This window comes from Pantoea sp. Ft-CA_14 (genome assembly GCF_024520875.1).
In the GTDB taxonomy this organism is placed as follows: domain Bacteria; phylum Pseudomonadota; class Gammaproteobacteria; order Enterobacterales; family Enterobacteriaceae; genus Pantoea; species Pantoea agglomerans.
In genome coordinates this window covers 217,996-239,255 of sequence record NZ_JALNPM010000001.1, presented here as the reverse complement: position 1 = coordinate 239,255, position 21,260 = coordinate 217,996, and the positions used below count along the sequence as shown (strand labels likewise).

General features: G+C 47.7%; 20 protein-coding genes and 2 pseudogenes. 13 read left to right on the top strand and 9 right to left on the bottom strand.

The window, feature by feature from the left end; genetic code table 11:
• The first annotated feature begins 1,257 nt into the window (after positions 1–1,257).
• Complete coding sequence (locus tag NR195_RS22935) at positions 1,258–1,839, top strand: DUF6886 family protein (protein WP_372340740.1); 582 nt, start codon at positions 1,258–1,260, stop codon at positions 1,837–1,839.
• A 291-nt stretch (positions 1,840–2,130) separates the two neighbouring features.
• Here NR195_RS22935 and NR195_RS01140 read toward each other — a convergent pair whose 3' ends face one another.
• The 5 genes and pseudogenes from NR195_RS01140 to NR195_RS01120 all read right to left on the bottom strand — a co-directional run bounded on the left by NR195_RS01140 (position 2,131) and on the right by NR195_RS01120 (position 6,055).
• A complete protein-coding gene (locus NR195_RS01140) occupies positions 2,131–3,078 on the bottom strand; it encodes a zinc-binding alcohol dehydrogenase family protein (RefSeq protein ID WP_256843927.1) in 948 nt (315 codons plus the stop codon).
• Positions 3,079–3,100: 22 nt separating this feature from the next.
• The gene (locus tag NR195_RS01135; RefSeq protein WP_220477298.1) at positions 3,101–3,562 is read right to left on the bottom strand and encodes a hypothetical protein; all 462 of its coding nucleotides are present in this window, start codon (positions 3,560–3,562) and stop codon (positions 3,101–3,103) included.
• Positions 3,559–4,020, bottom strand: coding sequence for a MarR family winged helix-turn-helix transcriptional regulator (locus NR195_RS01130; RefSeq protein ID WP_109651254.1), 462 nt, complete (start codon positions 4,018–4,020; stop codon positions 3,559–3,561). Before NR195_RS01130 ends, NR195_RS01135 begins: the two co-directional genes overlap by 4 nt.
• A 322-nt stretch (positions 4,021–4,342) precedes the next feature.
• Positions 4,343–4,665: pseudogene (locus tag NR195_RS01125) on the bottom strand (transposase); the annotation flags it as partial.
• 346 nt (positions 4,666–5,011) lie between these two features.
• Complete coding sequence (locus NR195_RS01120) at positions 5,012–6,055, bottom strand: hypothetical protein (RefSeq protein ID WP_256843926.1); 1,044 nt, start codon at positions 6,053–6,055, stop codon at positions 5,012–5,014.
• Between the two features lie 354 nt (positions 6,056–6,409).
• On the opposite strand from NR195_RS01120, the gene NR195_RS01115 reads away from it, so the two are divergent.
• The 6 genes and pseudogenes from NR195_RS01115 to NR195_RS01090 all read left to right on the top strand — a co-directional run bounded on the left by NR195_RS01115 (position 6,410) and on the right by NR195_RS01090 (position 12,117).
• Complete coding sequence (locus NR195_RS01115) at positions 6,410–6,787, top strand: S24 family peptidase (protein ID WP_187511032.1); 378 nt, start codon at positions 6,410–6,412, stop codon at positions 6,785–6,787.
• Between the two features lie 2 nt (positions 6,788–6,789).
• Positions 6,790–7,017 (top strand): annotated as a pseudogene (locus NR195_RS01110) (DNA polymerase V subunit UmuC); the annotation flags it as partial.
• Positions 7,018–7,090: 73 nt separating this feature from the next.
• Positions 7,091–8,083 carry a tyrosine-type recombinase/integrase gene (locus NR195_RS01105; RefSeq protein ID WP_256843925.1) on the top strand — a complete coding sequence of 331 codons (993 nt, stop codon included), beginning with the start codon at positions 7,091–7,093 and terminating at the stop codon, positions 8,081–8,083.
• Positions 8,076–10,202 (top strand): tyrosine-type recombinase/integrase, encoded by a 2,127-nt coding sequence (locus NR195_RS01100; RefSeq protein WP_256843924.1) that lies wholly within the window; start codon positions 8,076–8,078, stop codon positions 10,200–10,202. The genes NR195_RS01105 and NR195_RS01100 overlap by 8 nt, the downstream gene beginning before the upstream one ends.
• 128 nt (positions 10,203–10,330) lie before the next feature.
• Positions 10,331–10,822, top strand: a complete 492-nt coding sequence (locus NR195_RS01095; RefSeq protein WP_256843923.1) for a GNAT family N-acetyltransferase — start codon at positions 10,331–10,333, stop codon at positions 10,820–10,822.
• A 134-nt stretch (positions 10,823–10,956) separates the two neighbouring features.
• A complete protein-coding gene (locus tag NR195_RS01090) occupies positions 10,957–12,117 on the top strand; it encodes an IS30 family transposase (protein WP_187495536.1) in 1,161 nt (386 codons plus the stop codon).
• A gap of 39 nt (positions 12,118–12,156) precedes the next feature.
• Here NR195_RS01090 and NR195_RS01085 read toward each other — a convergent pair whose 3' ends face one another.
• The gene (locus NR195_RS01085) at positions 12,157–12,777 is read right to left on the bottom strand and encodes a LysE family translocator (RefSeq protein WP_256843922.1); all 621 of its coding nucleotides are present in this window, start codon (positions 12,775–12,777) and stop codon (positions 12,157–12,159) included.
• A 5-nt stretch (positions 12,778–12,782) separates the two neighbouring features.
• Between NR195_RS01085 and umuC the strand changes: the two genes are divergently transcribed.
• Both umuC and NR195_RS01075 read left to right on the top strand, forming a co-directional pair.
• A complete protein-coding gene (umuC, locus tag NR195_RS01080) occupies positions 12,783–13,952 on the top strand; it encodes a translesion error-prone DNA polymerase V subunit UmuC (protein ID WP_256843921.1) in 1,170 nt (389 codons plus the stop codon).
• Positions 13,953–14,335: 383 nt separating this feature from the next.
• Positions 14,336–15,589, top strand: a complete 1,254-nt coding sequence (locus tag NR195_RS01075) for a hypothetical protein (RefSeq protein ID WP_256843920.1) — start codon at positions 14,336–14,338, stop codon at positions 15,587–15,589.
• Positions 15,590–16,224: 635 nt separating this feature from the next.
• On the opposite strand, the gene NR195_RS01070 is transcribed toward NR195_RS01075, so the two are convergent.
• The 3 genes from NR195_RS01070 to NR195_RS01060 form a co-directional block, all read right to left on the bottom strand.
• Entirely contained in the window at positions 16,225–16,722 is a 498-nt protein-coding gene (locus NR195_RS01070) for a type II toxin-antitoxin system VapC family toxin (protein ID WP_256843919.1), read from the bottom strand.
• Positions 16,723–16,760: 38 nt separating this feature from the next.
• Positions 16,761–17,477, bottom strand: a complete 717-nt coding sequence (locus tag NR195_RS01065) for a hypothetical protein (RefSeq protein WP_256843918.1) — start codon at positions 17,475–17,477, stop codon at positions 16,761–16,763.
• Between the two features lie 403 nt (positions 17,478–17,880).
• Positions 17,881–18,108, bottom strand: coding sequence for a DUF333 domain-containing protein (locus NR195_RS01060; RefSeq protein ID WP_256843917.1), 228 nt, complete (start codon positions 18,106–18,108; stop codon positions 17,881–17,883).
• 267 nt (positions 18,109–18,375) lie between these two features.
• Between NR195_RS01060 and NR195_RS01055 the strand changes: the two genes are divergently transcribed.
• The 4 genes from NR195_RS01055 to NR195_RS01040 all read left to right on the top strand — a co-directional run bounded on the left by NR195_RS01055 (position 18,376) and on the right by NR195_RS01040 (position 21,197).
• Positions 18,376–18,615: a DNA polymerase V gene (locus NR195_RS01055; protein WP_256843916.1), complete on the top strand. Its 240-nt coding sequence runs from the start codon at positions 18,376–18,378 to the stop codon at positions 18,613–18,615.
• 1 nt (position 18,616) lies between these two features.
• On the top strand, positions 18,617–18,940 hold the full coding sequence (locus NR195_RS01050; RefSeq protein ID WP_256843915.1) for a phage repressor protein: 324 nt from the start codon (positions 18,617–18,619) through the stop codon (positions 18,938–18,940).
• A gap of 147 nt (positions 18,941–19,087) precedes the next feature.
• Positions 19,088–19,828, top strand: coding sequence for a nitroreductase family protein (locus NR195_RS01045; RefSeq protein WP_022624518.1), 741 nt, complete (start codon positions 19,088–19,090; stop codon positions 19,826–19,828).
• 166 nt (positions 19,829–19,994) lie between these two features.
• Positions 19,995–21,197, top strand: coding sequence for an MFS transporter (locus NR195_RS01040; RefSeq protein ID WP_256843914.1), 1,203 nt, complete (start codon positions 19,995–19,997; stop codon positions 21,195–21,197).
• The last annotated feature ends 63 nt before the right edge of the window (positions 21,198–21,260 follow it).

The following is a 21,260-nucleotide window of genomic DNA, read 5'->3' as shown; positions in this document are numbered from 1 at the left end:
CTTGTGCAGCAATGAACGCTACCAACTGATAAAAATGCCCTTCACTATCGATTTCACTTTAAATGCATCCGAAGACCAGCGTTAATTTTTTGCTTCAAACATAAGCTAATCAGGGTATGAGAGGATTTTTAGGAGCATATCACTCTGTACATCATCAACATTTTATCATTAAACCGACTTTCTTAAGAATTCTCTCTAGCGCATGTGATTGCAAATAATATTCAGGAAAAATGATTAATAACATAAAAAATAAGACAATTTTCATGTCTATTTTAGCCCTGAAATTATCCCCTCAAAACTCAAGGCGAGACCTGATGTTTACATAAAATTTACTTTAACTACATTTGGTTTACTTGTCATTATAAAATTAACTATCTGTTTTTAAAGAGTTAAAAAGCTAGAAATGAGAGGTAAGGTTAAATTTTAAGCAGCTCTTAGTGCATTTTAAAGCCGTGATTTTATAAAATACTGCTCAGCGCCATCAAATCAGATACATAAACTATAATGGATAATTTATGACCATAATTAATATCAAGCATAAAATATATATGTTTTTTAGAGTGAATAATTCTTTCGAATATTAACACCATGATTTTAATGTGAAACTATTTGCATGTTAATAGATTCATTTAGGGCATAAATACAAGGATTAATATCTCTTATGGCACACGTCCAATTATAACGAGATCTTCTTATCAAATGTGTTGCTCAACCTCTGCTTCCCAATTTGAAAATGCCTGATATTCATTTTGAACCCCCCTTAAAGCAGAACAATTTGTGCCTCCAAAATTTAAAACCCTATACTCCTTACAGCCTTGCCTGATCCACCATTGAGTTTATTTTTTTCGCAATGTGATTATCGGCTGTACTTCAATAGATGCTTTGTTATAAAGACCATTGCACCCATGCCCTCACACCCGAAATGCATCCCTTCGTCCTTCACTGGTCCGGTTAGCCTATAAAGGTTACTTCTCCGGTTCTGTTGGAAAGCTTTAGGGGCCATGCGTAGGCCCATGTACTTTTGCCTATCGGCCTGCCGCTGAGCCAGCTTCAGGTCCCACTGCGCCTGCATGCTCCAAAGGAACTGCACCAGACCGCTTTGTGCTAGTAGCGGACATCTCACATATCCACATTCGCATATGATCCGCTGCGGCCTACTTCAAGGAAATTAAGCTAAGTAACATTCATATGGATGACACTTTAGATACTCAAAATGATTTATTCGGAATATTGGATACATTTTGAATGGAGCCTTAAGTGCGTCTTTTTCATTTCAGCGATAGTCCTGATATCAGCACATTCAAACCTCGCCCAATAAGGGTTCATGTCGATAGGTCTGCTGGACAAGAGTGGTTAAATGGGTCACTGATATGGGCTACTGATGAAGCTCACGAATTACTTTATCTTTTCCCTCGGGAGTGCCCGCGCATCGTATTTTGGCCACTACCTAATACAAACAGAGTGGACCTTGAACAATGGATGGGAAACAACTCACATGCTACTGCCATTGCCTGCATTGAGCATGCATGGCTATCACGCTTTCAAAATGGAAAAGTTTATAGGTATGAATTGCCTGTAGATCACTTTGAGCCAACGGGAGATGTCGGTATGTGGGTATCCCGGACAAACGTTATCCCAACTGGCTTGAAGGTAATTTCAAACCTGGATGCTGAACTTGTATCAAGGAATATTACGCTTCGTGTAATGGAGAGACTCACGCCACTCAAAAGTATATGGCTGACATCGCTTCACGCTAGCGGCATTAGATTGAGAAACGCACAAGACTGGGGAAAACCAGGCTGGACGCATTCGAAACCGGGCCGCCAGGTTATCGTTTAAATTTATAATTGAGAAGTTAGGCCTTTGAGCCAACGTCAGTGATGTCCGCCTCTCGCTCTTAGCGGACGTTTATCTGATTCCGTCCGCTTTGTGCCAGAAGGGAACGTCAGCATCAGGAACCAGTAAGGTGCATTACGGCGCTTAAAGTAAGAGGCCAAAATTTTGAGTAAGGCACACATATTGGCACAGATAGCAGCCTGCCGGCTGCCATCCTTATCGGGTATGGAGATCACCGTTACAACGGCAAGCTCAGCCAGCAAGCAGATAAAGAGTTTCTTCTTACCTTAGCGCCTACGGGATCAGAATCAGCCGGTCGTCGCCGGTATCCTCATTCCACATTCTGCCCACGTCAGAAAGCGCGCAGGTCCGCACCGGCGTGGTGAATCCCCCCTGAGGGATTGCATTCAGCAGCTCGCCTGCCCCATTAACCAGCGCCTGAACCGAAAGACTGCCTATGCCGCTGCCCAGTATCTCAAGGCCCGAACTCCGAAGCGAAGCTGCAGAAAGGGCGATTGATTCTCCTGCCGCGGAACCCAGCTGAATATACCGCAGCCGCGGCTCTCCCAGTCGCGAACCGCGATTTGCCGTCGCCTGTGAGATTATTCTGCTCGCTGGCTCCCCCCAGAGGTAATCCAGAACCACATCGACCCTTCCGGAGAAAACCTGTTTCAGTGCTTCATCTGCAGATTCATCCAGCACGATTTTTTCCACACCTGCCGGCAGCTTGTCCAGCTTTTGCCGGTCACGCCCCGTTGCAATGATCCGGCTTGCGCCAAGCCACGCGGCTATCTGAACGGCCAGCCCGCCCGCTGAGCCGGTGGCACCATTAATCAGTACCGATTCACCACGCTGAAAACCGGCTCTCAGCGTCAGGGCAACCCAGGATGAAAGCCCTGCGGTTACGACCGCAGCAGCCCGTGCATCGCCCACACTTTCCGGAACCGGAACGACTGATCTTGTCGATACCAGAACCTTATCGGCCATAGAACCGAATGGCGATTTGGGAAACAGGAAGTAAACCCGTTTACCGTCCGGATCAATGCCCACGCCATCAATTCCGGGGATAAAGTTCGCCTCTACGGTACCCGAGTAGTGCCTGCCTGTCGCGAGGCTTTTCACAATAGGACTCAGGGGTGCGGCCAGCACACGAATAACAACTTCACCTTCACCGGCAACCGGTTCAGAAAAGTAGCCATATGACGGTGGTGCATCAAAACGGGTCACAACAGCAGCACGCATAGTTAATCCTTACGAGGCAACATTATTGCTCATTGATACCCGGTTTACGGGCGCGATGGAGGCGGCTCAGCTGAAGGCCGTCACGAATGTTTAATCCGATCAGCGTCAGGTTCAGCGCCCCTGCAATCAGCTCGATCACCTGAACGCTGTAAAAAGCGCCGTCAAACTGGCCTGCCCTGGCACGAATCCACAGGAAAAGGGCTGATGGCACCAGAATGAACAGACCGTTTATGCCGATGACAGGCGTGCGGCGGCGTTTCAGCTTAATCAGCGGATGATTGACCCTGGCACCCATCGAAAAGCCGGTAGCCGCTGTCAGCCCCATCAGCGGTACAAACGCAAGAAGGGCATGAGCAATTAACTGCTTCACTTCGGCGACTGCTGTAGCCGATAGAAAAAGTTCGGTGATGATTGTCGAGGTCCAGAACGTTGCCAGAAACAACGCTGACAACATCGAAGCGGTAGCATGAATCCTGCGTTTCAAAGGCACTGCTCCGCCAGAGACTTTTCGTGAGTCTCAATGAGACTTTTCAGAACATGCTCCGCCGTTTCCAGTTCGGCTGCGCTGAACTGTCCCGCCATTTCGGTTGCCTGATGTTGCCATCGTGCATTAACGCTGTCATAGATTGACTGACCTGATTCGGTCAGCGCATAAAGCGGCGACCGCTTGTGCATTGGATTGGGCTGCGTTTCCATCAGTCCGGACTCAACCAGTGTATTGAGCTGCTTCTGCGCACCCTGCCGTGTAACACCCATAGTCAATGCAATCTGAGGCGCGGTAACTGGCCGTTGTGCCAGTGCAACTGCACCCAGCATGCGCCAGCGTGTGCCGGTAAGACCATCAGGCAGGACAAATCTGTCACCCCACTCTGTCAGGGCACCGTTGAGCCGGAAAACGTTAAGAATAACCTGCGTTAGCTGATCAGTTTTTGAATGTGCCATAAACCCTCCCGTTATGGTAACAGGCTTGCATTATGGTAACTGGTTGTCAAATAACATTGTTTGAAATTCAGACATTCTTATTTTACGTTTAGATATCTCAGAACCTTTTTTACGTAAGCTACTGCGATGTAGGCTTTTTATTCAGCACAGACAGGTCCTTCATACGGATAACTGAAACTCCGGGTTTTGCTCACATCAAGCTCAGCACAATCTTTCAGAGCGATGAATGAGTATTGTGATATCACTACCGGACTCAGGTATGTGTAATAGAGCAGCAATAATCATCGCAGAATGCAGTTTTCGTTTTCAGTACGCCATAACATCAGTGCACCAGTTTTCTCATCAGGGCACCGATGGTCACCATTTTCGGCTTGTCACGCAGACATAACTCAACGTAGAGATTGCACATCCATTTATTGTGAATTTTTCCGCATAAGGCTGACATGTAAAGCTTTGCTCTTAATTGAGGCGGACCGATTTTAGACATACGGGGCGGCTGCGTACCGACGTGCGTGAACGCTTTTCGACAGGCACCGTACCCAGAAAAGCTGCAGCCTGCTCAGCTGACTCAAAGTTATGGCTGCGGAGCACAACAAGCATGTGCATTCCCAGCGGAGGACCTACAGAGTCAATTGATGTCAGCAGATGTTAATCCTGCTTCAGTCCAGGCCTGAATGCGCGCGTTGATCTGCCGCAGAACTGAAAGCCAGGCAGGGGCCATAAAAGGCTTCCAATAGCTTTCAGTGAATATGTCCGCTTTTCGCTCATAGCGGACGTCAGCTCTGTGCCAAAAGCAGACGATCATTGCAATACTGATGCTAAGGAAAGAAATTTTTTGAAAAAATTGAATGAATAAAGAGCTGAATAAATATTTTTCATCAAAAGCACTTTAGTTTTAGTAATGATATTACTGTGCACATTGTTATACTCTTATTTTATATATGAAGGTAATTTTCACAATGCCACCCCTAAGAATGGCATCAATTAATCATCAATTGCCACTAAACAACTCGCGATAATTTGAGCAATACGATCCTGGAATAAGATACATAGGTTCCAATTTATTGTAGGTACCCATGCTATCGTTTATTCCGAATTGAGTGCCAAAAAAGAAATCAGGATTAAGTGACTTTCTGACCTCTAAAGAAAAAAGATTTAACGCATGAGCTAAATTATAGTGTAGCCGAAATAGTTCTCTTCTCCAATTTTCATAGGTTTCGTTTTTCTCATGATATTTATCTTGGTCCATTCTGATTCTCTTCCAACTCATGTCTCTCTTCCAAAAACCATTTACGTTACTTGCAAAGCTCATATTAGTTATATGTTCGCAAAGGTAATACGCATGGTTAGCAAGCTCAACCATTGATAAGTCAAGGTTGGGAAGTCGGCCTGGCATTTGGGTCGTCAGAACGGTCCGACAGGCCTCATAAAATCCATCAACAACTTCAGATTGCATACCATTAGCGATAAGGTTATCGCTAATGTTATCCCAGGCATGAAGATACATCTTATTTGTGAGGCGTTCTACAAGGTGGCGTTCTGTTTCGAACTGATTACGAGTCGATTGCCCACATATATAATTTTTTTGCTCATTACTCAGCGTTGCAAAAAAACTCTCAAGGGCCGTAGCACCAATCACCATAGCTTCATTTAAGTTATGTTCATTTTTAATTTCGGCGATGGCATTGTTTAGATATGGTGGAATGCCGTAATATTTATCATTGACAACATAATAAAATTCCCTGACTGTGGAAATGGTATTCCAATACGAGAAAAGCTTTTGAAAATCAGCCTTCATTTTATCTAGCGATTTTTTTTCATTACTAGGCAGGTCCTCTGGAGCGTATACCTGATAGTAAATTCCTGCACCATATACCCATCCATCATTACCTCTGTCACCTATGTTACCATGTGGTTTTACTTTATCGAATCCGGGACGATAATATGACATAATTTTTGAAAATAAATTTTCATACTCTATTCCGTTACTTTCGTGAACTTTAAGTTTAAAGCTCTGGATATATCCCTCTGACACTTTCGGCCCCCTAACTGAAATTTATTTCTATAACTAAATAAGTGAAGGCATGGGTTAAAAACACTCTCCATTTATTTTGTGTTTTACCTTCAGCACAGCTTAAGATGTGCCTAGCTTTGACACTATATCTCTACTAAGCAGTTATGGGGAGCAGATTTTCTGTGACAGTCTATACAATAAATGATGCTGCATATGGCTGATGAGAATCTAGATATCCACCTGAGCTATAGAGTGCCGTTAACGACCGTTTATCGCTCATAGCAGACATCGGGCTGCACAACTGAGCATTGCCGCCTGTAGCGTCTTATACTCATATCAGGAGTTGAATAACGCTGGTTAGAATGGAGCATTGCAATGGCATTTCAGAGCCCCGCCCAGAACTATACTGAAACGCGCCTGAACTTGGGCGATCTGGTCTATCTTTCACCTTATTCAACCTATCTAATGCGTAGCGAAAGCGACTGTCCCGGTGCCGGGATTGTCAAAGGATCCGTGCTGGCCATTGATCGCGCGCTGACACCAGCGCACGGTCAGCTAATCGTTGCTGAGTTTGATGGGGAGCTTACGCTGAGGCGGCTGCTTCTCAATCCTGTTCCCGCCTTGCAGGCGCTTGACGAGGACGAGACTGTTACGCTGCTTGATATAAGCCAGGCTCTTCCAGTGTGGGGTGTGGTTGCCTATGCCCTCACTGATGTAGCCGGGGTGGGATTCAACGGACCAGCAGGGGATTAACTATGTTTGCGCTGGCCGATGCCAACAACTTTTACGCCTCCTGCGAAACTGTATTCAGGCCCGATCTGCGCGGTAAACCCATTGTCGTCGTATCGAACAACGACGGCTGCGTGATCGCGCGCTCAGCAGAGGCAAAGCGCATGGGCATCAAAATGGCTGCGCCGCTGTTTAAAAATGAACATTTCTTCCGGGAAAACGGGGTGCACGTATTCAGCTCCAACTATGAGCTGTAGTAAGTTAAGTGGAATGCAACATTGAGTGAGTAAACTTTAAGCAGCGATATTGCTGCCAGAGGTGAACGCAATGCTGATCCCGCCGGATGAACACGTCCTGTTACTGGCAGAGCGCTGGCTGAAGCTGCTGTCCGACTTGGGGCGTGCGCCAGCCACGCTCACAGCCTACCGAAGTGCCCTCCACCATTATTTTGCGTTCTGCCGTCAGAGCAGAATTGCACCTGAAAAGGCACGGTTTGAAGACCTGGCCGCCTACATCAGCCCTCAGCTGCCCGGCATGCCTTTTCCTGCGGCAAGCGCCACGCTTCAGCTTCGCCTGTCTGCGATCCGTCTCTGGTATGACTTTCTGGTTTATCAGGATATATGCAGTCTCAATCCGCTACCGCGTGAGGGTTTACCCGGGGTCATCTATACCGGGCGGGGACTGGTCCCGCGTATTACCCGATTACCCGTAATACCTGACAGTGAACAATGGCTGAGATTTCTGAAACATGTTTCAGATGCCTCTCTGCGTGACCGGCTGATGCTTGCGCTTGCTTATTTTGGCGCACTTCGCCGGGCAGAGGTGACAGCCCTTACGCTTGAGGATATTGACCCTGCTCATCGCCTGATCCGTATACGCCCGGAGACAACGAAAAGCCGGCGGGAAAGGGTTGTATGTTATGGCCCGGACGTGACGCCGGTACTGGCAAACCATTTTCGGCAGCTGAAGCAGGCTGGCCGGACAAAGGGTGCGTTGTTCCGTTCATTTTCTGATCGAAATTATGGCACCCCCCTTTCTGTGTGGAACTGGAGTAAAACCGTACGCAGATGGGCTCTGGATGCCGGGCTTCCACACATTACAACCCATACCTTCCGCCATCTTCGTCTGACCCATCTGGCACGGGCCGGCTGGAAGCTGCATGAGCTGGCGACTTATGCAGGACACAGGGATCCGCGCACCACTCAGATTTATATTCATCTGTCAGGTTCCGATCTGGCTGGCCGGATAACTGCAGCCGTGGCTGAAACCGACAGTAAGGTCGCCAGACTTATTTTTCAGGAGAACCTTACTGATGAATGAAAAAAAAATGTCCAGAGTCACTTATGTGCCTTTTAAAAGCACAGACTATCAGCTGGGTGAGGCGTTAAGCCCTGAGGAAAGAGACGCGATACGTACATGCTGCCGGCGGTCAGCTGCGCTCGATCGGCCCGGTTCTCTGCCTTTTTTACTGTTGCCTCTGCAGGACATAGCCTCGCGCAGCAGTATCAGTGCCAGGCTGGTCAGAATTATCATCCTTGCCGTTCTGGCAGAAACGCACCGGGCGGGGCAACCCTGCTGGCTGTGGACGCAGGAAAGGTGGTTAGCGCTCTGTCAGCAGCACAGTTCCGGCAGGCCTTTGCTTGTCGCCTTTGCCTTTCATCTCGGCCCGTTTCCCTCTGCGCTGAGCCTGCCAGTGCATGGCGCACCGTCGCTGTATGCCAGTGCCATCTACGGCCGGAGTATTGTCAGTCATGAACTTGACCGGCTGACAGACGTTCTGATCTCACTGGGATATGCCGGGCAGAATCAGAAACACAACCTGTCAGGTATGCTGGGTGTTCTGATGCTGATGAACAACGATCCGCGTCTTGAAACGTTCACGGCAGACCTGCTGTGGCGGGGGCAGAACTGCCACGACCGGGGGATCGCAAGAGTGACAGGAAAAATATCCTATGCACTGGCTGCTATGGGAATTATAAAAAGTCCCCTGAGAATGCGTAACTATCAGGAATGGCATGAAAAGCCAACAGAAGGTATCGCGCCTGACTGGGCCCGGTGGTGCCGGAAGTGGCGGGAAACGTCGGTACTCCGCCCCCGCTCCAGAGAAACGCAGTACAGTTTCATTCTCCGCTGTGGCCTGTGGCTTGCCCGTGAAAAACCGGAAATATGCGAGCCGTCTGACTGGACAATGGAAACCTGCGCCAGCTTTATTGCAATGGTCGGCAGCCTGAAAGTGGACGGGCTGTCACTGGAAACCGTTAAAGGGGGCCGGCGTTCAAACCGCTCAGGAGAGCCCCTGATGCCGCATTCCCGCAGCCGTTTTGTTTATGCCGTTCGCCGTTTTATGCTTGATTATGAAAGCTGGGGGTGGGGCCGGTTAAAGTTCAGTCCGGCCCGTCATCTGTCCACGCCGGACACGCCGCTGTTTCGTCAGGGCGTGAGTCCCCGTGTCATTGATGATCCGGTCTGGCTGAAACTGGTCTGGGCAAGCCTGAATCTGCGTCAGGAAGATCTGCTGAGCGAAATTCATTACCCCCTGTCTATGCTTCAGGCTATGGCGGTTATCTGGACACATGCCGGGCTGCGACAGAACGAACTGATGCGCCTGACAATCAGCTGCGTTACTTCGCAGGCGGATGACATTCCGCAGGAATACGGCAGCGCTATCCCGGCCGGCACCCTGTGCTATCTCAGCGTGCCGGCCGGCAAAACGTCTAAAGCTTTTGTTAAGCCGGTCTCGTCTGTTGTGAAAAAATATGTCGATATCTGGCTCAGTGAGCGTCCTCAGGAGCAGGCAGCACTTACGGATGAACGCACCGGTGAAAAAGTTCGTTATCTGTTTCAGAACCGGGGTAAACCGGTGGGAAGAAATATAGTAAACCTCACTGTCATTCCGCTTCTCTGCGCCAGAGCAGGAATGCCTGCAGAAGATTCACGTGGTCCCATTACAAGCCATCGGGGCCGTGCTTCTGCCGTGACAGCGCTGGCCAGTGTTGCCGGGGGTATGTCTTTACATGAGCTGATGCAGTGGTCAGGTCACTCATCCGCACAGTCGACAATGCATTATATCCGCATCCGCCCGACTCAGCTGGCAGCATCGTTCGTAAAAGCAGACAGGGTCACCCAAATGATAAGCGTGCTGATTGACCACGATCCGGAAGCTGCGAGTCTGACCGGCCCCGCGACGTACTATGATCTGGGTGACTCATACTGCACGAATCCCTTCTGGAGCAGTTGTCAGCACCGCATGGCCTGCATCGGTTGCGATTTTAACCTGCTGAAGGAGAGCGCGCGCGGGCTGGTACTGGAAAGCAAAGCCTCAGTCAGACGTTACCTTGAAGAAGTTCCGCTCACACCCGATGAGAGAGCCATAGTGGAACAGGACGCAGAGAAAATCGAACAGGCTCTTGAAAGATTGCCCCTAAAACCCGAAGGGTAAAAAGGACCACTTTGTGCCAACAGCGGACAGTGCTAATTTCTTACCATTTTGATGCGCGAAGGAGTTGGTCATCATGACCTTGTTCTTATGTTAAATTTGGGTGGCATGCTTACAGTAAAAGGATAAGTATGAGAATCGAGATCTGCGAGGTTTCGGATATTCCCGATCTAGCGAAGGTTTTTGTCGAAATGGAATCTTATTATTTCGGTAATGAGGCTGCCAGCTATGAAGATATGCTTTCTTATGTGACCCACAGGGTTTTTTCCATCTATTCCGGGGTAAGCGTCCTGGGGGCATGGAAAAACGGAGTCCTCGTCGGATTTGCCACGTTCACACTGATGTACCCTGCGCCAAAGTGCTCCGGTCAGGCATATATGAAAGATCTCTTTACCTCATCGGCGGTGAGAGGTCAGGGAGTTGGTAAATCACTTATGCGATTTATTGCGGCTTTCGCCGTTGAACATGGATGCACGCGATTTGACTGGACTGCTGAAACTACCAACCCGAAAGCTGCCGAATTTTACTTGTCCCTTGGGGCTTCCCTCATCAAAGAAAAGCAGTATTTCCGATTGGATCATCAGCGTTTAGCTGCGTTTGCTATGCAGGATGCACATTCCTGAAGCCTATCCCTGCTGCCATGAGTGAGAGTCTGCTGTTCGCTCAGAGCGGACATTGATCTATGCATCAGTCCGCTTTGTGCTGTGAGTTCAATGGCTCGATGCAACGCTATCCTTAATCAAGGGGGGACGTTGTCATGAAACGAAGAACTCGGATTAACTACACGCCAGAGCAGAAGGCGATTATCTGGGACAGATATAAGCAAGGTGATTCTCTGCATGATATCGCCAGAATGTTCGACAGATTTCATTCTTCCATCATGCCCACAATCCACCAGACAGGGGGCTACCGTCCTCCCGTTCGAAAGCGGCATCGATTAGCGCTTACGCTTGATGAAAGAGAGGAGATCTCCAGAGGACTGGTAGCAAAACTCAGTATCAGGGACATTGCTGCCAACTTATCAAGAGCACCCTCAACGATTAGCCGCGAGGTCAGGAGGCACGGAGGTGCCAAGCAATACCGTGCAGCAAAAGCCGATACTGCTGCGTGGGAAAATGCTCTGAGACCAAAACCTTGCAAGCTAATTGAAAGCCCCACATTGTGTAAAATCATTGCAGAGAAGATGCATCAGGACTGGTCGCCGGAACAGATCGCCGGTTGGCTGAAACGCTGTTATCCGGATAATCAGGAAATGCATGTGTCACACGAAACGATTTATAAAACGCTTTTTATACAAACCCGGGGGGCATTAAAAAAAGAGCTGCAGCAATGCCTCAGAAGCGGAAGAGCGGTTCGTAGATCCCGAACGTCATCACTTAAAGGGAAAGGGTTAGGGAAAATCCCGAATGCGATACCTATCAGCGAAAGGCCACCGGAAGCCTCAGACAGAGCCATCCCTGGTCACTGGGAAGGTGATCTGATCCAGGGCTCGAAAAATTCCTATATTATCAACCTCGTAGAACGCCATTCCCGCTTTGTTATGTTAGCCAAAATCAGGGACAACAAGACCATAACGGTTATATCTGCACTCATCAGACAAGCCCGGGAATTACCTGTTGAGCTATATAAAACATTAACCTGGGATCGGGGAGCTGAAATGACCAGCCACACCCGGTTTACTGTAGCAACAGACATCCAGATTTACTTCTGTGATCCTCAATCTCCCTGGCAACGTGGCTCAAATGAAAATACGAACAGGTTGCTAAGACAATATTTTCCAAAGGGAACTGACTTATCGGTTCACAGTCAGCAGAGACTAAACAGCGTTGCCAGACAGCTCAACGAAAGACCGAGAAAAACGCTAGACTATGAATCACCCGCAGAACGGTTCAATAAGTGTGTTGCGTCCATCAGTTGAACTCACAGCCAGAAGCGAACGTTTACAGTTAGCCCAAGGCTATCTCGTGCTCATAGCAAGTTTAGCCGCAAAGCATAAAAATAAGCCCCCTGTTGCTCTGTCCATCACCCGAACAACGCGACTTTTCTTCAATACGGCTGACGCAAAATGCGTGGATAAAATGAGTGTGACTGACCATACAGTCCCGATCGCAACGTGGATGCTGACCAGTATAAAAGTCCATATCAAAGGTGAGTGACCGGCAGGTATGAACTGTGGCAAAAAAGAGACATAGAAAATGCCCATTTTAGGATTGAGCACATTCCCCAGCATTCCTCTGATAAACCAGTTCCCCTGAGAACCATTGTCATCATCGCCATTACTGAAAGATGATCGGGGACGTATCAGAAGTTGTAAGCCCAGCCAGCTCAGGTAGACCGCGCCACAAACTTTGAGCACAGTGTAAGCCATCTCTGAAACCGCCAGAATAGCACCAAGACCTAACGCAACCAGCGTGCCCCATACAAAACAGCCAGCATCAATGCCAAGCGCCGCGTGAAAAGCCTTTTTGCCGCCCTCAGCACAAGCAGTGCGCAGAATAAGTGCCGTATCAAGGCCTGGAGTCAGGGTAAGTAACAGGGCTGCGAGGGAGAATGCGAAGAGGGAATCGTTAACAGTCATTTTCTTTGTCCGAAAGAGCAGATGCTAATCATTTAGTTCCCTGCAATCAATCTATCAAATATAACTTTTTAAATGTCCGCTCCTCGCTCATAGCGGTCATTCAAATTCGAACTAATCCTGTAGATTTTCCATTCCACATAAACGGGGATATGTCAGCACGCATGATGGCCATACTGGGTGAGATGGCTGCGGGTCAGGAAGTCTACTCCATTGATGAGTCTTTTCTGGACGTTACCGGGATTGGCAACATTATACCGCTTGAGACATTCGGGCAGCAGATGCGCGAGCGTATCCAGAAGGAAACCGGGCTAATAATCGGTGTGGGATTTGCGCCTACTAAAGCGCTGGCCAAACTTGCCAATCACGCGGCCAAGAAGTGGACACAGACTAACGGAGTCGTGGATTTGTCTGACAGAAGCCGGCAGCTAAAGCTCCTGCATCTGACAGATGTCAGCGATATCTGGGGAATTGGTCAGCGCATCAGTAAGCGGCTGAACCAGCTGGGAATAACGACTGCTCTGCAGCTGGCAGACAGCAACATCAGCATGATACGGAAAAATTTTGACGTTGTTGTTGAGCGTATTATGCGTGAGCTGAATGGCGAGTCCTGCATCGCGCTCGAGGACGCGCCGCCGCCGAAGCAACACATACTGAATTCGCGGTCATTTGGCGAGAGAGTCACAAAACTGGAAAACATGCAGCAGGCTATCGTGCTGTATGCCACACGTGCGGCGGAGAAGCTCAGGGAGCAGAATTCGCGCTGCCGCCATATCAGTGTGTCAGTTGCTACCGGCAGGCACGGCGATGAGCCGCGATATTCGAATACTGCATCATGCATGCTTGACTATCCGACCAATGATACGCGGGACATTATCGAATCTGCTCTTCATGGTCTTGGTACTATCTGGCAGGACGGCTACCGGTATGCCAAAGCGGGGGTTATGCTGGGTGATTTTTACCAGTCAGGCATGACGCAGTTTGACATGTTCAGTGAACAGCAACCGCGTGCGAATGCAGACTCTCTAATGGCAGCGCTGGACGGTATCAATCGATCCGGTAAAGGCAAGATCTGGTTTGCAGGGCAGGGAGAGCGTGACAGCTTATGGCAGATGAAGCGTGAAATGCTTTCTCCTCGCTATACAACCAGATTGAAAGATATTCCAATAGTAAAGTGAGTTCAAAGGCTCAAGTTAACATATGGTCGGTATACTTATAGTTAAGAGTAAAATTCATGCCAAAAGCGGAAGTTAGCAGACCTTTAAATTTTGAGATATGGTTACTTCAGCATTTTTCTAAGGAATGGCACTGTATGTATTTACAGTTTTTATGTGATTGAGCAAAAAAATTGGGATACGGACGTTAAAACTGTAATATATTTTTCAACAATGTTGAATTGATTACTAAATGGGGTTAGCTTGTATCTATTCCAATATAGATTGCATCAATCCAATTTTTAATAAAAGCATATTAATTTATTTGCCAGTCAGGTGGTGATATTCCATTATGCTATTAAAAATTTAAAACATATAGCCTGTTATCTTCATTAAAAGGAAAGTTAATGTCTAAGAACCTCCCGATTTTATTAAGCTCACCATCAAGAACTAATTTTCCAGCAACTGTTAATACAGAAATAGAGTTTCTTTCGCAAGCTAGAAGGTTGTTAGATTCTGGTTTCCCTGATCATGCTCTTTTAGATATATGGAATGCAGCTATTCATAATCTTAGGCGGCGAGTTGAGGCTTATGGGCTGGACTTATTCTTATCAGCAATCAAGGATGATAGTGGTCGTAAAAAATATGACAAAGATGGTGAAACATTAAATGAGCGATGGTCAGGCGTGGATGATTTAGTGTTAATTAGCGGATCAACCAAGCTAGGGGTGTTGCATAAAAAAGCTGGAAAATCATTAGAAATGATCAATTGGATGAGAAACCATGCCTCTCCAGCCCATGCTAGTGACAGTAAAGTAGATGCAGAGGATGTGTTTGCTTTAGCTCTTATGCTCCAGAAGAATTTGTTCGAGTCTGAGATGCCAGATCCGGGACACTCACCATCTGGATTATTTGAACCAATAAAAAAATCTGAATTATCAATCGAAAGTATTGATTTACTCAAAGATCAAATCAGAGCATTCAAGCAAGGCGATATAAGAATAACATTTGGATTTTTATTGGATTTAATTACCAAGGGTGAAGGCCCGGCTTATGGTAATGCTAGCAAGTTATTTGAAGAGGTTTGGGAAAAATCAAATGATGACCTCAAAAAATCAGCGGGAGAGAGATATTACTCATTCATGCTTGAGCCTGAATCTGACACCAGTGAGGACAAAGGAGCAAAAATAAGAATACTTGAAACTTTAGTAAAGGTTGAAGGTGTAAAGTTTATACCAGATGCTGCAAGGGCGAGCTTATACAGGCATGCAATTAAACAACTAGCTAAGGCTAAGAATACATCATACGGTTGGAATGATGAAGAAAAAGCTGCTAAGGCATTGATGCAGTTTGGGCCTCATGTCCCATCCATTGCTTTTGAAGATGTATATCAAGAAATACTTACTGTTTGGGTTGGGAATTACTGGGGAAGATCTAATGCACATTTAATACTTAAACCATTTTTAGATATATTAAATAGTAATCAGTTAATGGCCCTCTCAAGGTTGTTTATAAATAATGAAAGAGCAAATTCAGAACTGATATCAGCAAAACCAAAAAGAAGAGCAATCGAATTGCTTGAAACCATAAAAGACAATCTAACAATTCAAGCAAGTATTGATGAAGTCGATAAAATAATTGAAGAAATAGATGAGATGTAATGCAATATGATTTAATCAGGAGTTTTTTTGAAATGTATTATTTTTACTTAATTTAATCTGAGGATATAAGGGCATTGCGATTTATCAGTTTATCTTAGCGATTTTTTTAAATTTTGTCCCAAGGGCGTTTCTCGCTCTAAATGGACCTAAACAACTATAGAATAAAGCCCCGGCGACGGGGCGGATTTTAAACCTCGCTGAACTCAGCGGGCTATGGGGTGGTTTTATCAGATTAGAATGCTGCTGAAATGACAGCCAAGCGACAGGCGAAAAAAGCCCGCTCAGTAGCGGTCTCTTAGCTTTTAGAGATTAATTTGAGTATTTGTCGGAGTTCATTACTAGCTTTCCAGATGTCGTCATGAGTGTCGCCATCCCATTCGGGTGTCATTGCTCTCTCTGCCTGAAAATACCGTAATCTGATGTGTATCTCTGCGATTTCGTCCCGCCTGCATTTAGCAGCGATTCGGTGAAGACCCTCAATGGGTGTTGGCTCCCAAGGCTTCAAGTTTGGTCTTTCTCGCCTGAATAGTAGTGATAGTTTTTTGTTCATAAGGCATATTTAAAAAGCCCACTCAGTGGCGGACTATATTTGTCGCAGGCATGAAAAACCCGGCGCTGTAGCCGGGTTGCTTGGGTTAGTGCAATTCTGAAGAACTATCATGTTCCATATTAATTAATACTTGAATTGGAGCAGGGGTTATATCTGCAAGAGACTTAACTGTCATTCCCATTTCTTTGCAACGTTTAAACACACCAACATCGTGTGTCCAAATCTCGTCCACGTTTAATGATTTTGCAATAGAAATTATTTGCCTATCGAATTTAACTTTGTTAGCGGTATCCGATGACATCATAGCTTTCAATTCTTTAATAGAAGGCATCTGAGCACATTCGATCGCAGCAATTTCATCGAAACTGGCTATTTCAAAACATGATTTTTTTTGAATAATATTTAGGTGATTCTGGTGATCTTTCTTATCGACGCCTACGAGATACTCGGCCAAAACCGGGGTGGGAATTACTATAGAGCCACCACAAGATTCAACCACGTCAACTAATGCTTCAATTCTTCGTTTCGGATCAGGTATCTCTTTTCCATTCTCAGGGTCGGTGAGCTTATAACCTTCCCGCATGCCAGTCATTGCTTGTATGAGAATGTTCGTATCGAATATTATTCGCAATTTAGCGTCCTCAATGCCTTCAAGATGGCTTGCGCATCATCTTCATCTTTCCATTGATTGCCAGGGGCATTTTGAAGTGCTGTGAAAGCGGCCCTTACGTTGGACTTCTCAAGGACTTCATAAGATTCAATTACTAGCTTTTTGAGTTTCCATTTTTCATCTTTTTTAATCCACTCGCTATCACCAGATACTCTGATATACCTGAAAAGTAGAGATCCAAGTTTTGCTGCTAATTCTGGAGTGGCTTCACAATGATAAGTTTCGCCGTTTGGGCCTTCAAGCTTGACTGGTGCCGATTCATCCTTGCCGCCAACGTTATAAAGTTTGCCTTGGACTTTACCCTTCTTTCTAATAACTAAGGGGGTGGGTTGAACTAAAGATGGAAACTCAAGGATAGTGACCTTATTGTGGTTGATTATTTTAGCTTCAAAGCCATCCTGAGCAAGAAGAGTGACCAGTTTCATGTAGGAGGTGCCAGAGCTGGCAGCCTGAGAAATGGATCGCTCAATTACAGCGTTGTATGCGGCTTGACTATCAACCCAAGTGTTAAGACATGCTGACCCTTCGCTCACATCTTTAAAGTGAACGGCATCTTCCGATCCATAAAGACCAGATAATGCAGATAGATACTTCCCCAGACGATGCATAGGCAGCTCATCAGGACTAGTTCCATCAAGTTTTAGGGTCAGGCAGTTGTCTTTGCCCATTTCGAATTATTGCCTCAGAATTTGTAAAAAGTGATAGTGAAAACATATTCATTGTTGTTCACGATAGATCCGCAGTCAACGCGTTTATGACTGAATTTGCGCATCATCTCACCCAAACGTGTCTTCCGGCCATTAGCCTGAAGTAATCGCGATCACAGCATTCACTACTCCAGCCGCTAACAGAACAAAGCTCGGAATCAGGTAGTTTTTATCCCGCTTTTTGCCGGCCAAGTAGAACATTACGAACGCAATGCATAACATCGGAATCGATGTCTTCGCAAAAACTGACATGCCATCTCCTTCGCTACAATCGTCTTCCTGCTATCTAGACATAAACCAGCCGCATCTTTGTCTCGATCGGCTACACCCAGTACCTTACAGTTACCATTGTTCGGCCATTAGCCTACTTGTTATCTCTTCGGTACAGCGCCCATTCCTCTATAAACTCTCCACTTGGTAGGGTGCAGTAACCTGATTCACCATCTGGGCCTTTAACTATGTCCAGTTTGCCATCCATTTTTTCACAATAAACTGAGGCAGGATTAGCCTTGACTATCCGCTGGGGCTTGTCAGTCTGGGCTGAGCAGGCTGCCAGTAACGCAGTGGAAGCAATTAGAGTGATAACTTTCATAACGGTCCTTATACCTAAAATCTATGGGCTGAGCTTAACCTGAGCTTTAAACCTACCTGCTAGTGTGGATTTACATGAGGGATTACTGCAAGAGCAGGCTAGGCTACGGAAAAGTAATTTGAGATTAGCCATATGCCCTCCAACCCGCCAAGCTAAAAATCCCGCATCCTCAGCGACTTTACAAATTTCCCCACCGCCTCGCCTTGATCAAAACCACCATGAGCTACTACTGTTTATCCATACAGTATTTGTAATAGGGGATTTATCATGCCGCGCGACTATGAAATCAAACATTCATTTATGAACGCTATGAGGCGGAAGCCAGGGCAGGGTGTCATCGTTACTACGCAGGAATTCGTGCGCCAGTTGGAGTTACTTAACTGGCACTTCAGCCAGCGGGAGGCCAACCAGTGGATCAGGGCTAACACTGTAACGTTCCGCGACGCCTCGACCGAGGAAGGTGAAGCTAAAACCTACTGTCAGTTCAACCCGAACGGGGGAATCTGACATGGCATTTCCATCACCAGCGCAGGACCACATCGAACAGCGCATTGACCTGAACAAAATCCTGATGCCTCACACGGTTCATATGCTGATGATTGAGACGCCGTCTGGATTCGCTATTGTGGACAGAACGGTTTCAGGCAAGCCGGGCGACAAAGTGGCATTCCAACTCGGCAATTACTCTCAGCTGGGGAAACTGTTCAGTACAGGGATTATTACCCATGATGGAGAGACGATTGACGGGGAAGGGCTGGAGGGGATCATCGTGCTGGGAAAAGTGACCGCCACGATTGTAGCGGTATACGATCCGTTTAGGCCTACAATTTAAATCCAGCGACTTTCACCCGTAGATTTCAGAAGTGTACATATACGTGTACATAATAAAAAGCAGTTACAAAAGTCCGCCCAAAAACCCTCGAATTACCAAGCATGTGTGCACTGTACTGTTATAGTTGCGCTTTATATGGGAGGAACCATGAGCGAACTGATTGATATTTTTACAAGTCATAAAAGTGAACGTAGTTTCACTGAGCAACCTGTCGATGAAGCTGTGCTGGATCGGATTATCAGTACCGCTTATCGCGCACCGACATCAGTAAACTCGCAGCAGGTTTCTGTGGTGATCACGCGTGATGCCGGACGTCGCGCACAGATCGCCGCCATTGCAGGCGGTCAGCCGTGGATTGCCAAAGCACCGGTGTTTATCACCTTTGTGCTGGATATGCATAAATCAGCCGTGGGAATGGCCGCTGTCGATCAGCAGCAGATCGCCCATCAGAGCATTGAGAGTATCGTGTCGGGTTCTACTGATATCGGTATCGCGCTGGGATCGGTAATGGCGGCTGCGCGTGCCGAAGGTCTGGGGATTGTGCCCATTGGCGGTATCCGTCGCGACCCGCAGGCGATGATTTCACTGCTGGAGCTGCCGCCACTGACCTTCCCGGTAGCGGGTGTGGTAATCGGTCACGTAGACGAACCGGCTCATCAGAAACCACGTCTGCCTCTGGCAACGTTCCGCCATGATGAGACTTACCAGACGCAGGGTCTGGAGCAGCAGATTGCAGCCTACAACGATGAGATGGTTCAGCACTGGAAGACGATTGGTCGTAATGACGGTGAGAGCTGGAGCGAAAGCGTCAGCGGTTACTATAAAAACATCTACTTCCCGAATGTACTGCCAGCACTGCTGAAGCAGGGTTTTGGCACAGATAAATAGTTCGCTCTCGTTATTGAGTGAATAGAAAAAGGCCATCCGTAGCGTTTACGGGTGGCCTTTTTCATTTTGTTACTATAACGAAAGGTGACTTTCCACGTCGTAACACATAATTTCCCTTTTAACCGAAGCGCAACTGCCTCTAACACTTACCTTCCAGGGAAATAACATGTCTCAGCGTTCACTCTACGCGCTCTGTTTAATGAGCTTTTTTCTGGCCGATGTCCGCGACGGCCTGGGGCCATTTCTGGGCATCTTTCTTACGGAGCGACACTGGCAACCCGACGAAATCGGTCTGGTCATGACCTGTGGCGGTATCGCCGGATTACTTGCCACGCTACCGGCAGGGATCGCCGCCGATGCGACCCGTCATAAAAAAATCATTGTGCTGCTGGGCTGTCTGGTGATTACCGTTGCCACACTGCTGCTGTGGTACAGCAATCAGACCTGGACGGCGATGGTCTCTCAGGTTGTAGCAGGCCTGGCTGCGGCGTTTATCGGTCCGACTGTGGCGGGGATCACCTTAGGGCTCACGGGTCAGCGCGGCTTTAACCAGCAGATGGGACGCAACGAGGCGTTTAATCATGGCGGGAATACGATTGCTGCATTGCTGGCCGGTTTTTCAGCCTGGTACTGGGGCATGGGTGCCGTTTTCATTCTTATGACGGTAATGGCGATTTTCGCTGCTTTCGCTACGCTGGCAATTCGCGGAAATGAGATCGATAACGATGTGGCGCGCGGTTATGAACCGCATGAAGAGCGTCAGCCAGCGCTGCACTTATCAATGTTGTTGCGAAACCCGGCGCTGATGATCGCCGGTTTGACGCTGCTGCTGTTTCATCTTGCCAATGCCGCGCTGCTGCCGATGCTGAGCATGCGCGTCGCCTCGGCAGGCGGCCAGGCGGCGATCAGTCCGGGCCTTTACGCGGCGGCAACGGTGGTGATTTCCCAACTGGTGATGATCCCGGTCGCGCTGTGGGTATCTAAACGCGTTGATACGCACGGCTATCGCCTGTTTATCATGATCGCCCTGATGATATTACCGCTGCGCGCGGTTCTCGCCGCCGGCTTTGCCGGGCCGATTTTTGTCATTCCGGTTCAGGTTCTGGATGGTATTGCGGCCGGGATTCTCGGTGTGGCGGTGCCAGGCTATATTGTCTCCCTGCTGAGGGGTACGGGTCATGTTAACGCCGGGCAAAGCGTTATTATGCTGATGCAGGGCGCAGGTGCCGCGCTGAGTCCCGCCATGACGGGCATGATCGCCGCACGTTATTCTTACAGCACCGCGTTTGCGGTACTCGGCGCAATTGCGCTGGCAGCGCTGATTCTATGGTGGCGCACCGGTAGCGCCCCAGCCGCCCGTCTGGCCTGATCGGACACAAAAAAGGCTGCCCATTGGGCAGCCTCTTCTGGCAAATCCGTTTGCGACCATCCG

What these genes read in the sequence shown, in the direction of transcription:
- NR195_RS01095 (WP_256843923.1), top strand. Translation starts at nt 10,331, where the DNA reads ATGAGAATCGAGATCTGCGAGGTTTCGGATATTCCCGATCTAGCGAAG.
- NR195_RS01065 (WP_256843918.1), bottom strand. Translation starts at nt 17,477, where the DNA reads ATGGGCAAAGACAACTGCCTGACCCTAAAACTTGATGGAACTAGTCCT.
- NR195_RS01130 (WP_109651254.1), bottom strand. Translation starts at nt 4,020, where the DNA reads ATGGCACATTCAAAAACTGATCAGCTAACGCAGGTTATTCTTAACGTT.
- NR195_RS01115 (WP_187511032.1), top strand. Translation starts at nt 6,410, where the DNA reads ATGGCATTTCAGAGCCCCGCCCAGAACTATACTGAAACGCGCCTGAAC.
- NR195_RS01050 (WP_256843915.1), top strand. Translation starts at nt 18,617, where the DNA reads ATGGCATTTCCATCACCAGCGCAGGACCACATCGAACAGCGCATTGAC.
- NR195_RS01075 (WP_256843920.1), top strand. Translation starts at nt 14,336, where the DNA reads ATGTCTAAGAACCTCCCGATTTTATTAAGCTCACCATCAAGAACTAAT.
- NR195_RS01105 (WP_256843925.1), top strand. Translation starts at nt 7,091, where the DNA reads ATGCTGATCCCGCCGGATGAACACGTCCTGTTACTGGCAGAGCGCTGG.
- NR195_RS01090 (WP_187495536.1), top strand. Translation starts at nt 10,957, where the DNA reads ATGAAACGAAGAACTCGGATTAACTACACGCCAGAGCAGAAGGCGATT.
- NR195_RS01140 (WP_256843927.1), bottom strand. Translation starts at nt 3,078, where the DNA reads ATGCGTGCTGCTGTTGTGACCCGTTTTGATGCACCACCGTCATATGGC.
- NR195_RS01045 (WP_022624518.1), top strand. Translation starts at nt 19,088, where the DNA reads ATGAGCGAACTGATTGATATTTTTACAAGTCATAAAAGTGAACGTAGT.
- NR195_RS01055 (WP_256843916.1), top strand. Translation starts at nt 18,376, where the DNA reads ATGCCGCGCGACTATGAAATCAAACATTCATTTATGAACGCTATGAGG.
- NR195_RS01070 (WP_256843919.1), bottom strand. Translation starts at nt 16,722, where the DNA reads ATGCGGGAAGGTTATAAGCTCACCGACCCTGAGAATGGAAAAGAGATA.
- NR195_RS01100 (WP_256843924.1), top strand. Translation starts at nt 8,076, where the DNA reads ATGAATGAAAAAAAAATGTCCAGAGTCACTTATGTGCCTTTTAAAAGC.
- NR195_RS01060 (WP_256843917.1), bottom strand. Translation starts at nt 18,108, where the DNA reads ATGAAAGTTATCACTCTAATTGCTTCCACTGCGTTACTGGCAGCCTGC.
- NR195_RS01040 (WP_256843914.1), top strand. Translation starts at nt 19,995, where the DNA reads ATGTCTCAGCGTTCACTCTACGCGCTCTGTTTAATGAGCTTTTTTCTG.
- NR195_RS01085 (WP_256843922.1), bottom strand. Translation starts at nt 12,777, where the DNA reads ATGACTGTTAACGATTCCCTCTTCGCATTCTCCCTCGCAGCCCTGTTA.